Below are 15,586 nucleotides of genomic sequence, written 5' to 3' on the forward strand. Positions count from 1 at the left end.
CGTCGTTTTTAAAAATATTTTGGACGGTTGGGGCTTGGTAGCTTATCGTATCTTTGACCCAACCGTTTCTACACTGCGTTAACATAACATATGATAGCAACAATGAATTTTAGGAAGAAAGCAATGCATATTGCCCTTTGGCTTTTCGCGTCGGTTATTAGTGTATGGTCGGCCTTTGGCCAAGACTACAATACCCGGAAAGCGCCGGCTTATCCTTTGGTGACCCATAACCCGAACTTCAGCATTTGGTCCACAAGTGATGTGCTGACCGATAAGGCGACGGAGCATTGGACGGGGGTGGCGCATGGACTGACCGGTTACTTGGAAGTGGATGGCCAGATGTACCGCTTCATGGGTATGGATGCGCCGCGCTACCAAAGCGTGATCCCGGAAGCGGGGAATACGGCGAAAATAAAGGTACGCTATAGCGAGCAGGCTCCTTCCAAAGGATGGAATGCGGTAGCCTTCCAAGCGTCCGCCTGGAAGGAAGGTCCCTTGCCGATTTCAGATAATAAATCGGTATCGGGTACATTTTGGGAATCGGATGAAATATGGGTGAGAAGGGAATTTTCGCTGGACAGGGTGAACCAGCAGAACCCCTTGTTCCTGAAATTGCATCATGATGATAACGTGGAGGTGTATCTGAATGGAAAACTTATATTTGAAAAAGATGGTTGGAATAACCGTTTTGAATATTTTGATATTTCCGACAAGGCAAAAGGATTGCTGCAGAGGGGCAAGAATGTGCTTGCCATCGCGTTAAAAAATACAGCCGGCGGTCGGTTTTTGGATATCGATTTGGTCAACAAATTGCCTGCTGATAAAGGGGATGTGGCTGTGGCCCAGCAAACGGGGGTGCAGGTGCATGCGACCCAGACGTTCTATACGTTTGCCTGTGGCGGCGTATCCCTGCAGGTCACATTTACGTCGCCCCTCTTGATGGATAATCTTGACCTCTTGGCGCGGCCTGTTTCGTATATTTCCTATAAGGCCGTCGCTAATGATGGCAAGCAGCACCAAGTGAAGGTTCACCAAGAAGTATCATCCGATATTGCGGTGTATATGGCCGACCAACAGGAAGTGGAGGGACGGGCTTATGAAGATGGCGGTCTTTCCATCCTCAAGGTGGGTACGGTAGAGCAGCCGATATTACAGAAGGGTGCCGACGATATGCGTATCGACTGGGGCTACCTGTATGTTGCGGCCCCAACGGGCAAAGATGTCAAGCAATACCTAGCTGGACAAACAGCCAAAGGAAAAGACGCTCCTTTTCGGGGGAAATCGCTATCGCTGCATACAGAAATATCGTTAGGAACTGTTGCCGCTACGCCGGTACAACGTTTCCTGACCATCGGTTATGACGAGGTGGTGGCTATTCAATATTTTAAGCAAGACCTGCGCCCCTGGTGGAACCGAGATGGGGGCCGTGCCTTCGAATCGCAGTTGCAGGCGGCGGTGGCAGACTATACGGAATTGATGCAGCGCTGTACAGCTTTTGACAAAGAGCTCCTGCAGCAGGCGAATGAGGCTGGCGGAGCAGAATATGCCCACCTCTGCGCTTTGGCGTATAGACAAAGTATCGCTGCGCATACCTTAGTGGAAAGTCCAGCGAAAGAAGTATTGTGGCTCTCGAAAGAGAACAATAGCGGTGGGTTTATCAATACGGTGGATGTTACCTATCCTTCATCCCCACTCTATTTGCTGTACAACCCGGTGTTGCTGGAAGGCATGCTGAACGGCATTTTCCACTTCAGCGAAAGTGGCCTGTATCCGCATCCGTGGGCGGCACACGACCTAGGAACGTACCCACGCGCCAACGGACAAACCTATGGGGAGCCGATGCCCGTGGAAGAATCTGGCAATATGCTGATTATGACGGCGGCGATAGCCCAAGCGCAGGGCAATGCGGCCTATGCCGCCAAACATTGGGACGTACTGACCAAATGGACAGATTACCTTGTCAAAGAAGGCCTGGATCCGAAGACGCAGCTGTGTACGGATGATTTCGCCGGACACCTTGCGCGTAACGCCAACCTCTCGCTAAAAGCAATCATGGGCATAGCGAGTTATGCCCGCCTTGCAGACATGTTGGGCAAACAGGATGTTGCTGGCCAGTACCGGAAAATTGCCGAGGAGATGGTGCCCAAATGGATGAAGATGGCTGACGCCGGAGACCATTACGCGCTGACGTTCGATGATACAAACACGTGGAGCCAAAAATACAATTTGGTGTGGGATAAGGTTTTGGACTTTGGCTTGTTCCCGAAAGAGGTGGCAACCAAGGAAATTGCGTATTATCTGCCGCGAATGAATCGTTTTGGCTTGCCATTGGATAGCCGCAAAAACTATACGAAAAATGATTGGATACTGTGGACAGCAGTTTTGGCAGATGACCAACCGACTTTTGAAAAGTTTGTAGACCCCGTGTATCGACATGCGCTAGAAACACCGTCGCGCGTGCCGCTGAACGATTTCTATGACACAACAAATGGTATCCGGGAGAATTTTAAGGCACGGAGCGTGGTGGGAGGGTTCTACATGAAAATGTTGGCCGAAAAATGGGGAAGGTAAGCTTTCCCATTTCGCCGCTCGCCGCGGCAGGGCATCGCTTTTGAAGGCCAAAAGGTCTTGCTTGTAGCGTCGTGCGACGCAGCGCACTTATCGCTGGCACGAGGTTGCCGCTCATACCTTCGAAATGTGCCCTTCCCACAAACCCTTTCGCCGCTCGCCGCGGCAGGGCATCACTTTTGAAGGCCAAAAGTGATCAAAAGCCTTTGTCTCCTTGAGGTGCTCTGTCGCACGAGTCCGCCCTGCGCAAAGCACCATGTTTGGCGAAGCCGGAATAACGCCGCCATCGCTTTGGATGCGATGTCGACATGATTCCATGCTTGCCCTGCCCTCGAAACCCCCAAACATGCTCTTTGCCAGCCAGCACTTTTAAGGAGACCCAAAAGTTCCGTTATACGCTTTTCCTTATCAGCGGCAATCGTTCGCTATTGTGTAGCACTGCAGATTACGATCATCAGCAGTACGCTCACTATCGCTTCTACCCCTAATTAACCGGGATGTCGCATCATTTTTGTTGCGTCTGTAGAAACTTGCCTTTTCGCCGGCACAAGGTCGCCGCTCGTGCCTTCGAGATGTGCCCTTCCCACAAACCCTTTCGCCGCTCGCCGCGGCAGGGCATCACTTTTGAAGGCCAAAAGTGATCAAAAGCCTTTGTCTCCTTGAGGTGCTCTGTCGCACGAGTCCGCCCTGCGCAAAGCAGCCTGTTTGGCCGAAGCCGGAATAACGCCGCCATCGCTTTGGATGCGATGTCGACATGATTCCATGCTTGCCCTGCCCTCATCCCCCAAACATGCTCTTTGCCAGCCAGCACTGTTAAGGAGACCCAAAAGTTCCGTTACATGCTTTTCCTTATCAAAAAGTTATCGTTCGCTATCTTACAGTATTGCGATCTTCAGCAGCACGCTCACTATCGCTTCTGCCTTTTATTAACAGCAATGTCGCATCATTTTTGTTGCGTCTGTAGAAACTTGCCTATGCACTGCCCCATAAGGATGCAACAAAAATCAGCGACGGGGTTTTGGTTACTTTTGCCTTTCAAAAGTAACGCCCCTGTCCCGGGCTTAGGGACGCCCAGTCCCGGCGAGGGACAAAAGCGTATGGGTCATGGCAATATAACTACCGATGGTAAACATTTATAATCGTATATAAACATTTGACAACCGACTATTACCGAGCAACCTCTTTACCTTAGCCCCTGAAACCAATTTATACATACATGGATGCGCACAGGTACATCGATTTGACGACGGATTTCGGCTTCAAGCGGATCTTCGGGTCGGAGGGCAACAAACCTTTTTTAAAGGCCTTCTTGAACGAGCTGTTCCAGGGCCGCCTGCAGATCGCGGACCTGCAGTACGGCAGGAACGAGCACGTGGGCGATACGGTGGAGATGGGTACGGTGATCTTCGACCTGCTGTGCAGCACGGAGGCGGGCGAGCATTTCCTGATCGAGGTGCAGCGCAGCACGCACCTGAACCTGAAGCGGCGGATGCTGTACTATGGCAGCAAGCTGATCGCCGACTCGGCACCCCGCGGGCAGCGCCGGGACTGGGACTATGCGATCAGCGCGGTATACGTGGTCGTGCTGCTGGACGGCTTCCCGATCCCCGGCGGTGGGGGCGGCGCGGATTACCTGCAGGAGATCTGCCTGTGCAACCGCCGTACGGGCGAAGTTTTTTACGAGGAGATGGCGTACCTGTACGTGGAATTGGTTAAATTTGTGAAGCAAGGGGCTGATCTGCAGAGCGATCTGGACCGTTGGCTGTACGTGCTGAAGAACATGTCCAAGCTGGCCGGTCTTCCGGTGCACCTGCGGCAGCCCATCTTTGAGCAGCTGTTCGAGATAGCTGCCTACACGCAACTGAACAAGGAGGAACGCCATATGTACGATGTAAGTTTGAAACGCAAGTGGGATGCCGCAGTCGTGCGGAAATACCAGGAACAGGAGCAGGCAAAAACCAGGGAGGCCCTGAAAGCTGCGGAAACCGCCCTAAAAGCTGCCGAGGCTGCCGAAGAAGCCCTCGTAACAGGCCTGAAAGAAGCCATGGATAAAGGCTTGATCGAAGGATTGGAAAAGGGTTTAGAAAAGGGTTTAGAACAGGGTTTGGAGAAAGGTTTAGAGCAAGGGATGGAGAAAGGGATCGAACAAGGGATGGAAGAGGGTTTGGAGAAAGGATTAAAACAAGGCTTAGAGCAAGGTGCACACAGAAAGACGATTGCGATTGCAACCACCATGCAAAAAAATGGCCTATCTGCCGAAGATATTGCTATCTATACGGGTCTTTCCCTTGCTGATATCGAGGCACTGAGCAGTAGTAAGTAATATGTAGTGCGAGGCATCGCGCTATTTGCCGGCGGGCGGTTGCTGCCCATGCATGCTGGAGGCTACCCCCCTCACAAATCCTTTCGCCGCTCGCCGCGGCAGGGCATCACTTTTGAAGGCCAAAAGTGATCAAAAGCCTTTGTCTCCTTGAGGTGCTCTGTCGCACAGGCCCTTCCTGCGCAAAGCACCCTGTTTGGCCGAAGCCGGAATAACGCCGCCATCGCTTTGGATGCGATGTCGACATGATTCCATGCTTGCCCTGCCCTCTTCCCCCAAACATGCTCTTTGCCAGCCAGCACTTGCAAGGAGACCTAAAAGTTCCGTTATACGCTTTTCCTTATCAACGGCAATCGTTCGCTATCTACAGCAATGCGATAATCAGCGATACGCTCGCTATCGCTTCTGCTCAATATTTAAGAGCTGGCACGTCACTTTATCACCTTATCACATCTTAACCTTATCACCCTCTCACTTCTTCACTCAAGGCACAATAGCCTCAGCATAACGCGAAAATCAGCAGTACCCTCACTATCGCTTCTGCCCATCATTAACAGCAATGTCGCATCATTTTTGTTGCGTCTATAGAAACTTGCCTATGCACTGCCCCATAAGGATGCATGTCGCTTCCGCGGGGTTGCTGCTCAATCCTTCGGCAGCTTCCCCTCCCTTGACCCTTTCGCCGCTCGCCGCGGCAGGGCATCACTTTTGAAGGCCAAAAGTGATCAAAAGCCTTTGTCTCCTTGAGGTGCTCTGTCGCACGGGTCCGCCCTGCGCAAAGCAACCTGTTTGGCCGAAGCCGGAATCATGCCGCCATCGCTTTGGATGCGATGTCGACATGATTCCATGCTTGCCCTGCCCTCGAGACCCCCAAACATGCTCTTTACCAGCCAGCACTTGCAAGGAGACCTAAAAGTTCCGTTATACGCTTTTCCTTATCAGCGGCAATCGTTCGCTATCTTACAGTAATGCGATCTTAAGAAGATACCCCAGTTATCGCACGTCACTTTATCACCTTCTCACCTTATCACTTCATCACTCAAGGCACAATAGCTTTAGCATAACGCGAAAATCAGCAGCACGCTCACTATCGCTTCTGCCTTTTATTAACAGCGATGTCGCATCATTTTTGTTGCGTCTGTAGAAACTTGCCTATGCACTGCCCCATAAGGATGCAACAAAAATCAGCGACGGGGTTTTGGTTACTTTTGCCCTACAAAAGTAACGCCCCTGTCCCGGGCTTAGGGACGCCCAGTCCCGGCGAGGGACACCACCTTATTGGATCACTTCGAGCTCGGTACGCCTATTGGCTTGGTGTTCTGCTTCGCTGCAGTTGGCTATTTCAGTACAGAGGTTTACGAGCCGGCTTTCGCCGTAGCCACGAGCTTGCAATCTGTCGGCGGCTATGCCGCGACCCACCACATAATCTACTGCTGCCTGTGCTCTTCGTTGGGAGAGCTTCATGTTGTAATCGTCGCTACCGCGGCTATCGGTATGGCTGGACAGCTCGATTCGCAAGCCCGGATTGTCTCGCATGACACGTACCACTTGGTTCAATACCAAAGCTGCGTCGGGCCTGATATCATGTTTGTCAAAATCATAATAGAGGTTCTCCAGCACAATTTTATCCCCGACCTTATTCAATGGTGCGAGGTACAGCGCGACGTGGACACTGGTATCGCGCAGGTTATCCATTGGCGCAAGACGAGTGGAGTCGGCCATATAACCTTTATGGTCCGCAAAAACCCAATGTGTTTGGCCTGGCTGCAGTGCGAAGCGGAAGAATCCGTATTCGTCCGTTTGCTTGCGAGCCAGCAGCTCGCCCTGATCATCGAAGAGCGTCACCATCGTTTCGCCAAGGCCATCACGCGTTTTTCTATCGTGTGCCCGACCCTCTAGCGTGATCTGTCGGCTAGGCTGGTGCAGCTTTACGGTGTATAGGTCGTCGCTACCGAGTCCGCCGCGTCTGTTGGAAGAAAGAAAGCCCTCGAACGCATCATCATCCACGAGCAAGGGAGCCATCCCAAAATCATCGCCAGCCGTATTGATGGGGTAACGTAAGTTTTGGCGCGTACGGTACTCGCCGCGACTCCCCTGTGCTACGAAAATATCGAAGCCTCCCATGCCAGCAAAACCGTCACTGGCATAGTAGAGGGCATCGGCAAAGATGTTCGGGAATAGCTCGTCTCCGGGCGAATTAACCATTGATCCGGCGTTGACCGGACGACCCCAGGCACCTTTCGCGTCGCGGATGCAATACCAAATATCTACGCCGCCCATACCTCCTGGGCGATCGGAAGCGAAATAGAGCGTTTGTCCATCTGCCGCGAGGCAGGCATGGCCTACGGAATACGCTTCCACCTTGTTGTAGGGGAAATCCTCTTCGCGCCACTGCTCGCCCTGCCTGACATAAAGCTTCAGCTCTAAATTATGCTTACGAAAGCGGCGACCGTCTTTTCGGTAACGCTCGGTATGCTTTCCTACGGCGGTGCGTGTAACATAGAGCGTATCGCCCTGTTCACTGGCGGCGAGTGGTCCGATATGGTAGCGAGCATCATTAAAAGTAACGTCAAATGGTTCGGCAAAGGACAGTTCGTGACCTGCGCGGTTGGCAGTGAACAGCCGCAAGTAAGACTGGCCACTCATGCCGCTTCGGCTTTTGCCCGAGCTACGCGGTTCGCCCACATAGTATAGTTTGTCTTTTAGGGGGAAGGGCGCAAACTCGGCGAGTGCCGAGTTGACCTCCCGGAGGTTGTGAAGGCGGTGTGCGGTGGGGGAGGCGATCCAACGTATCGCAGAATCGCAACCTTGGATGGCCAGCTGCACTCGGGGTGAATCTCCATATTGGCGTTGATAGTCGAGGAGCTGCACCTTGGCTTCGGTATATTTGCCATTCTGCCGAAGCGCCTGCACATATCCCCACAGAGCTTCTGGCCGATGTCGCGGCGTTTGCACCGCGCGCGCATACCAGTTTTCGGCCTGTTCATAATCATTGATGTATAGAAAGGCAGAAGCGAGGCGTTCCATATCCTTTACATGAGGCTTCTTTACTTGCAGTAGGTACTCATACAATGGAATGGCCGCAGCATATTCCATCCGTTCATAGCATTCCTCGGCCTTATCCCGAAGTGTTAGCTGTTCCTGCCCGAATGCGGGGCAAAGCGCAATGAGCATGATAGCGATGGTGTTGATCAGAAGGGTAAATTGCATAGCGATGCGGTTAATGGTGAACTAGAAATACCTTGGACTGAGCATTTGTTGCAAGATACGGCCCATTGTGAGGCCCAGTGTAATCTCATGAGTGCCGCTCTGTAGCCCGCGCATCTGATTGATCATAAAGTCATAGGAGTAGCCGATGCGCAAGTTGTTGCTTGCATAGAACTGGGCAATACCGGATAGGGCATTTATGGCGCTAAGCTTCATGGGCGACTGATCGTAGTAGGGACGGTCGAACAAGCGGGCGCGGGTGCGATAACCTGCTCCGATCCAAAAACGTCCTTGAAAGATCAGCATTGCGTTGAGATCGAGCGAGGTGGGGCCTTTAAAATCGTCCTTCACCAAAAGGCTGGGACGCAGGTGCAACCCCTCTTCAATGTTGATCAAACCGCCGGCAATCAAATAAGCATTGCTCGTGCGATAGAGGCTTTCGAGGCTATTTTGGTTGAAACGCATGGCATTGTTCCGATTGTCGTTAGCAAACAAGTCTTGCACCGCCAAGCCGACATAGAGCCTTGGACTGGAATAGTAGATGCCTAATCGGATATCGGGATTCCAAGTTGACATATAGCCCGGTGGAATGGCTTCATCCTCTGGATTGACGGGCTGCAGCTTGCTGCCGTCCAGCCCGTATTGCGTACCGCCCACCGCAATGCCTAGGGCAAGACGCTGCGCATCCCGATCATCCAGCTGCAGTCGCAACGCATAATTTGCGTAGATCGAGGTTGCGCTCTGTGCGCCCAGTTTGTCGGCTGTGAACTGTAAGCCCGCAGCATGTCGCTTGCTGCGCGGATCCAGCACCCCGTCGACGGACAGCGATCCTGTACGTGGTGCACCGGGCCAGTCTGTCCATTGGCTGCGCAGACCAACCTGCGCAAACCACTCTTCCTTGTAGCCAGCGTAGGCTGGATTGACACTGATCGAGTTGAAGATATACTGCGTGAACTGTATATTTTGTTGTGCATAGCCTTGCGCTGCCGTAAGGAGCAGATAGAGCAAGGTGCTGTATAGGATATGTTTGGTTTTATTCATTTGTTATTTGATCATTACCCAGCCTTTGAGCACGTTGGTTTCTGAACCTTTAATCGTGGTGATATGGTAATAGTAGGTGCCTTCAGGAAGGTTGCTTCCATTCCAGTCGTTATCATAATGCTCATTTTTGTACACTTCGTTTCCCCATCGGTTGATCACCAGTAATTTGATGCGATCAAACTGCTTATGACCGATAATCTCGAAGGTGTCGTTGATACCATCTCTTGTGCGCGGTGTAAATACATTGGGGATAAAAAGCTCGGAAGAAATATCGATGGTAGCGACAGCCTGCGCGCAGTTGTTTGGATTCAGCACCTCACAGATGCGGTAAGGGAAGCTATAGCGGCCCGGGCGGATTCCAGCTTGAAGCGTAATGGAACCATCGCTGCCCATCGTTAGTGCTGCATCACTCGGTAGGCCGGGATGCAGTAGCACATCCGTGAGGATGATAGCCTTGCCATTGAGCTGGTCGTTGTCCAGCACCGAGATCGTCTGTTGGCTTTCGCGGCTCCAACTGACGGGGATATGCTCGTCTCGCGCAACAATGGGAGCAGGAACGATCTCGATAAAGGCCATTGCCTCGCTACAGTTGCTGGGGTTGAGTACTTCGCAAATACGGTAGCGCAGCTGGTAACTATTGGTTGGTTGCTTGCCGTTTATGAATATGGTGCCATCAGGCCGCAAATCCAAGCCACTTGGTGCTTCGTCGATCCAGGTGAGGCGAACATCCTTGGGTAGGAGTGCCATGTCGTTCAGCTTATCATTCTCCAGCACCGAAGCGGTGAGTCCGCCATCTTCGCCAACAACCGGGATAAAATGGTCGTCTACGGCTAGGATCAGCGCCTGCGCTACCCGCACGCGTGCTACGGCCTCGGCACAGTTGTTAGGGTTGAGGACTTCACAAATCCGATAGGGCAATTCGTATAGACCGGCAGCCGTACCAGCCGCGATGTGGATGCTGCCATCCTGCTGTATCTGCATGGCTCCGACTTCGGTATACACGCTGTGAAGGGCAATGTCTTGACGGACGACAGCTTGTTGGTTCAGGCTGTCGTTGCTCAAGATGCTGCTGGTGGTACCACCTACTTTACCATTGATCGTGAAATCATCGTCTAGCGCTAGTATTTGCGGGGCTATAACCTCGATGGTAGCAACAGCCTGAGCGCAGTTGGAGGGGTTTCGGCGTTCGCAAATCTGGTATGGATAGCGGTATGTTCCTTCAGGCACACTGGAGGAGACCGCTATGCGGCCATCCGCCTGCATAGCTATACCAGCGCGTGGTGCCACGTGCGGTGTTAAAAGTAAGTCGGTCGCTAAAACGGGAAGATTGGCTAGCCTGTCATTCCGCAGCACGGTTTCCGTGTGCACTCCTGATCGACTGCTGACACCTTTGAAATGGTCATCCAGTGCTTCCAGCTTCTTCCACGGCAGTGGCGCGATGGTGCACTTGGGGCAGGCAGGGTCGGTGGGATCTTCGGGCTTCGGCGTATTGCCCGGTTCGGATTCCTGCTCGATAGGCTTGCCCTGTGGCCCCTGCCCTTGGGCAAGTGCAATATTGGCTACATAGCCGCGATCCATATCAGCTTGTGTAATGGTGTGGTAAGCCGTTAACTCGGCAGTTTCGCCCACAGGCAGCTCAACGATGTGGCCTACTTGCGGGTTATCGGCGTTTGCATCCGTTACCGCAATTTGGCGTAGGGTTACATTTCCTACATTACGCACAGTAATACGATAAGCCACTCGCTCGCCGGCGTAGCGGAACAGCACCGACAGATCCGCCGTTTTTACGACTTGGAGTGCAGGTGTTTGATCGATGGGCGTAACGGTGCAATCCGGACAGTCGGGGTGCGGGGCGGGCGTATCGGGATCATGCTGATGCAAGGGATTGCTATCGGTAGAATGTGCTTCTACCGTGCGTCCGGCCGGATCTTCGCCCGTGACGAGGGCGATATTGTAGACGGCTCCCCGATCGACATCGGCTTGTGTAATGGTATGGGTGGCGGCGAAGGTTTGGCTTTGGCCCACTTCCAGCTGCGCCATGGTCGCCACCTCGGGCGTGTCGGCCTGCTCATCGCTGATGCGTACATTCTTGAGCGTTGTGTTTCCGCTGTTGACCACGGTGATGCTATAGCGGATCACATCGCCTGGAACACGATAGCGTTGGCTGCGATCGGTCGTTTTTACCAAGCTTAAAGCGGGATCTTGCTGAACGGGCGTGATGGTGCAGGTGGGGCAATCGGGGTGCGGCTCGGGGTAGTTAGGTTCGGCAGGGTCAAGTGGATTGCTGTCTGCAGACTGTACTTCCACATTTTTTCCCCGCGGATCATGCCCCTTTGCAACGGCTAAGTTGTATACTGCGCCGCGATCCACATCAGCTTGGCTGATGGTATGGTAGGCCAGAAAGCGACGCGTTTGCCCGACTTCCAGCCGAGATACCTGCCCCACGAGGGGATCATCGGCATTCGCGTCTGTAAGTCGTATGTTGAATAGCGTGACATTGCCGCTATTGGTGAGGGTTAACCAATACATGATCACGTCGCCGACATGTTTGTAGACTTGATTTCTATCTGTCGTTTTCAACAGCTGCAAAGCTGGATTTTGCTGCAACAAGGTGATGGTGCAATCGGTACAACCGGGTTTGAACCAAGCTTCGGATTCCGGTAGGGGGTCGGTGTCGACGGAAAGGCTTTCCAACAAATTTCCCTCGGAATCGCGTGCCCACACCACGGCTTGGTTATATACGGCACCGCTATCCAGGTCCATCTGCGTTACGGTATGTGTAGCCGTAAACTGACGACTTTGCCCTACGGCGAGGTTGCTGATAGATCCGACATAATTGGCGTCGGCGTTTGCATCCGTAATTACCAAATTGTTGGCCGAGCGGTTTCCCTCTTTATGCACTTTTATGCTGTAAGTGATCACATCGCCCACCTTGCTGTAGTTTCGGCTACGGTCGGCAGTTTTTTGCAAGACTAAACGATCGATGTAGCCCACCGGCGTCACGGTGCAACTGGGACATGCCGGATCAAATAACGGATGATTGGCCGGTAACGGCTGGCTATCCACCGATGTCTGCTCATAGGGCAGCCCGCCATACACAGCCTTTAACGATGCTTGGTTGTAAACGACCCCCTGCTGTATATCGGCAGCGGTAATGCGATGCGTTGCGCTAAAGCTACGGGTCTCGCCGACAGCGAGGCGATCCGCGCTGCCTACATCCTGCACATCTGCGTTGTTGTCCAAAATATGGATAGCTTGCAGCGTCACATTTCCATTATTGGTAACCCGGATCGTATAGTCGATCAATTGTCCCAATTGGTTGTACACGGCCGATCTGTCATAGGATTTGCTAAAGGCCGTTTTCGGTAGTTGCTGCAAAGGTACCACGGTGCAGGTGGCGCAAGCTGGATCGACAAGAGGATCTAACGGACTGAGGGGTAGCCCATCTTCCGAAAGCTGCTGTAACGTATTTCCTCGCGGATCGGTCACGGTGGCGGTGGACTGCGTGTATACGGCACCCCGATCAAGATCCTCTTGGCTGATGATGTGGGTTGCTGCAACAAGATGGCTCTGCCCGACCTCCAGCTTGTCGATATTGTCTACATCGGTTAGTGCGAGTTTTTCGGTATGTAGCACCATGTTCCGTAGGGTTTGGTTGCCTGTATTTTTTATCTGGATGTTGTAGCGAATGATGTCGCCTACCTTTTGGTAAGCAATCGTTTTATCGGCGGTTTCTAGCAATTGCAGGGCAGGAAGCTGGCGAAGGCCGACTATGGTGCAATCGGGACAGTCGGCCGCTATCGGGGCGCCTGTAAGAGGCTGTGGATCGGTCGAAGTTTGTACCAGTGTGTTGCCTGCTGGATCTACGGCGGTTACCTGTGCCAAGTGGTAGGTAAACCCGCGATCGAGCTCGGCTTGGGTGATGCTGTGGCTAGTGCGGAAGCTGCGCGTCGCGCCAACCTCCAGCGTGGCTATGCTGCCGATGTGGCGCGGTTCGCCCATAGCCGCCGACAGCTCGAGCTTGCTCAGTGTGGTATTGCCCATATTGCGTACGGTAACGGTATATTCGACGACGTCGCCGACTTTCGTGTACACGAGGCTATGATCGGTCGTTTTATGGAGCCTGAGCGCCGCATGTTGCTGCACGGCAACAACTGTGCAGTGGGGGCAGGCAGGATCGTAAAGCGGATCGCTGGCGGCTAAGGGATTACCATCGGTAGATAGCGCCGTAACTTGTGCCCCTTTTGCGGTTCGACCCGATACGCTGGCTACATTGTAAATGGCACCACGATCGATATCAGCTTGCGTAATGCGGTGTGAAGCGGTAAAGCTACGTTCTTCACCTATGGGTAGCAGTGCGATATTGCCAACGGTTCTGTCGTCGACCAATGGATCGCTCACCGTAATCTGGTGTAGGGGCACATTTCCAGTATTTTTTACGCGTATGGTAAAGTGCACCAAATCGCCGATCTTCGAGCGCACCTGTGTCCGATCGGCCGTCTTGATCAGTGTAAGCTCGGGGCTTTGCTTAATGGGAGCGACGGTGCAGCTTGGGCACGATGCGTCGTACAGCGGATCGGCAGGCAAGAGGGCACTGGTATCCATCGAGATGGTCGAAATGCTGTTTCCGTCGGGATCTTTGGCCAGCACGGTGGCTTGGTTGTAGACAGCCCCGCGGTCAATGTCTGCCTGTGTTACGGTACGTTTGGCCTGTAATACCTTGACTTCGCCAGCTGCAAGATTTGTGAAGCTGACGGCGCCTTGCAGTGTCGCATTATTGTCTGTTACGTGCACATCGCGTAGCGTCACGTTACCGGCATTGGTCAGCGAAATCTGGTAGACCATCTCTTGGCCGATATGCTGGTATGTTTTTGTGCGGTCGATCGTTTTGATAAGGTGTAATTTGTATTCCCGCAGGATGGGTGCCACCGTACAGTCCGGGCAACCGGGTGAACGCAAAGGGTCGGTTGTGCCGAGCGGGTTGCCATCTACAGAGAGCTGGCTTATAGCTGTGCCATGGCTGTTGGCATTGGCCTGCACCTGCTTGTAGACCACCCCGCGGTCGATATCCGCTTGGGTTATGCTGTGGGCAATGGTGAACGTCAAGGTTTGGTTGACGGCTAAGTCAGCGGCTTGTGCCAATAGGGTTCCTTCCATATGTTTGTCCACGATGCGCAGCTGTCGCAGCGTGGTGTTGCCGGTATTGCGTACCCGAATATCATAGTTGATCAGTTCGCCCTCTTTTGTATAGCGACGGCTCCGGTCGGTGCTCATGACGACCTGCAATCTTGGAGATTGCACGATAGGGCTGATGGTACAGTTCAAACAACTTGGATCGGCTGCAGGTGTAGCTGGATCGCTCGGATCGAGAGGCGCTGTATCGACAGACCGTAAGCTGAACGTGCTGTTGTCCGCATTTTTTCCTGTGAGGACGGATTCGGCGTAGATGGCGCCGCGATCGATATCGGCTTGGGTAATGCTGTAGGAAATGATAAAGGTGCGTTGCGAGTTGGCATCGATAGGGGAGATGGGTGCAGACTGCGTGTTCTCCGCTTTGGTATGGGTGAGTGTCAGGTTGCTAATGGTACCGCTGCTGCGGTTGCTAACGATCACGGTATACTCGACGACGTCGCCTACTTTTTGGTAGACACGCGAGCGATCGGTAACCCTCGTGAAACGGATGTCGGCCGACTGTTGTACGGTTAAGGTGGTTGGCGATGTCGCGTAAACCGACCAAGGCCACATAGCAGCCAACAGGAGGACCAATGCGCTAAGAAAGGTAAGCTTTTCCCCCAAAAAACTTCCCGTACGCTGGGTTTTACTTATCATAGTATGTCTGGGCAGGGGTAAGACACGCTTACCTGCCGGCACTTGTTTTATCTAGCGGGTTTTAGTTAATAAATTTGGTTTCGCCCCATACCTTTGAACTCATAAGCGCTTATTCAAAAGAGGCGTGTTTTATCTTTCGTTGTTTGCCGGTAAGATGAACAGGTATCCTATTTACTAAAACTCAATTATTATGGCAAAGATATTATCGTGAATAATGAATTATCCCACCCTTTCGGGTGGTATTATTGTTCTTTTTGCACTATATGTTGATTTATGTCAATGTTTATGCGCTGGTTTTTACGCTATAGCGTCATGCGTAGCGCGACGCGCTAGGTGCTATCTGCGGGCTTGCTGCGCGTGCCATTCGGATTTCTTTCCTTCCCACAATCCCTTCCGCCGCTTGCCGCGGCAGGGCATCACTTTTGAAGACCAAATTGATCAAAAGCCTTTGTCTCCTTGAGGTGCTCTGTCGCACAGGCCCGCCCTGCGCAAAGCAAGCTGTTTGGACGAAGCTGGAATAACATTGTCATCGCTTTGGATGCGATGTCGACATGATTCCATGCTTGCCCAGCCCTCGAAACCCCAAACATATTCTTCGCCACCCAGCACAGGCAAGGAGAC

The 15,586-nt window shown here is 52.7% G+C and carries 7 protein-coding genes; 2 read left to right on the forward strand and 5 right to left on the reverse strand.

The genetic code is table 11. The annotated features are described in order from the left end of the window. The first annotated feature begins 90 nt into the window (after positions 1-90). The gene (locus IE165_RS11760; protein ID WP_229826522.1) at positions 91-2,571 is read left to right on the forward strand and encodes a glutaminase family protein; all 2,481 of its coding nucleotides are present in this window, start codon (positions 91-93) and stop codon (positions 2,569-2,571) included. 111 nt (positions 2,572-2,682) lie between these two features. On the opposite strand, the gene IE165_RS11765 is transcribed toward IE165_RS11760, so the two are convergent. Both IE165_RS11765 and IE165_RS11770 read right to left on the reverse strand, forming a co-directional pair. Continuing rightward, positions 2,683-2,886, reverse strand: a complete 204-nt coding sequence (locus IE165_RS11765) for a hypothetical protein (RefSeq protein WP_189626823.1) — start codon at positions 2,884-2,886, stop codon at positions 2,683-2,685. A gap of 187 nt (positions 2,887-3,073) precedes the next feature. Next, complete coding sequence (locus IE165_RS11770; RefSeq protein ID WP_189626824.1) at positions 3,074-3,349, reverse strand: hypothetical protein; 276 nt, start codon at positions 3,347-3,349, stop codon at positions 3,074-3,076. Positions 3,350-3,784: 435 nt separating this feature from the next. Here IE165_RS11770 and IE165_RS11775 point away from each other — a divergent pair, with 435 nt between their 5' ends. Further along, positions 3,785-4,891: an Rpn family recombination-promoting nuclease/putative transposase gene (locus IE165_RS11775; RefSeq protein ID WP_189626825.1), complete on the forward strand. Its 1,107-nt coding sequence runs from the start codon at positions 3,785-3,787 to the stop codon at positions 4,889-4,891. A gap of 1,272 nt (positions 4,892-6,163) precedes the next feature. Here IE165_RS11775 and IE165_RS11780 read toward each other — a convergent pair. The 3 genes from IE165_RS11780 to IE165_RS11790 are packed head-to-tail and all read right to left on the reverse strand — an operon-like array spanning position 6,164 to position 14,965. Then, on the reverse strand, positions 6,164-8,098 hold the full coding sequence (locus IE165_RS11780) for an OmpA family protein (protein WP_189626826.1): 1,935 nt from the start codon (positions 8,096-8,098) through the stop codon (positions 6,164-6,166). 21 nt (positions 8,099-8,119) lie between these two features. Then, positions 8,120-9,136 carry a PorP/SprF family type IX secretion system membrane protein gene (locus IE165_RS11785; protein ID WP_189626827.1) on the reverse strand — a complete coding sequence of 339 codons (1,017 nt, stop codon included), beginning with the start codon at positions 9,134-9,136 and terminating at the stop codon, positions 8,120-8,122. A gap of 3 nt (positions 9,137-9,139) precedes the next feature. Continuing rightward, positions 9,140-14,965, reverse strand: coding sequence for a CLIPPER-2 domain-containing protein (locus IE165_RS11790; RefSeq protein WP_189626828.1), 5,826 nt, complete (start codon positions 14,963-14,965; stop codon positions 9,140-9,142). Positions 14,966-15,586: the final 621 nt, after the last annotated feature.

It is taken from the genome of Sphingobacterium griseoflavum (assembly GCF_014653155.1).
GTDB classification, from domain to species: Bacteria; Bacteroidota; Bacteroidia; order Sphingobacteriales; family Sphingobacteriaceae; genus Sphingobacterium; species Sphingobacterium griseoflavum.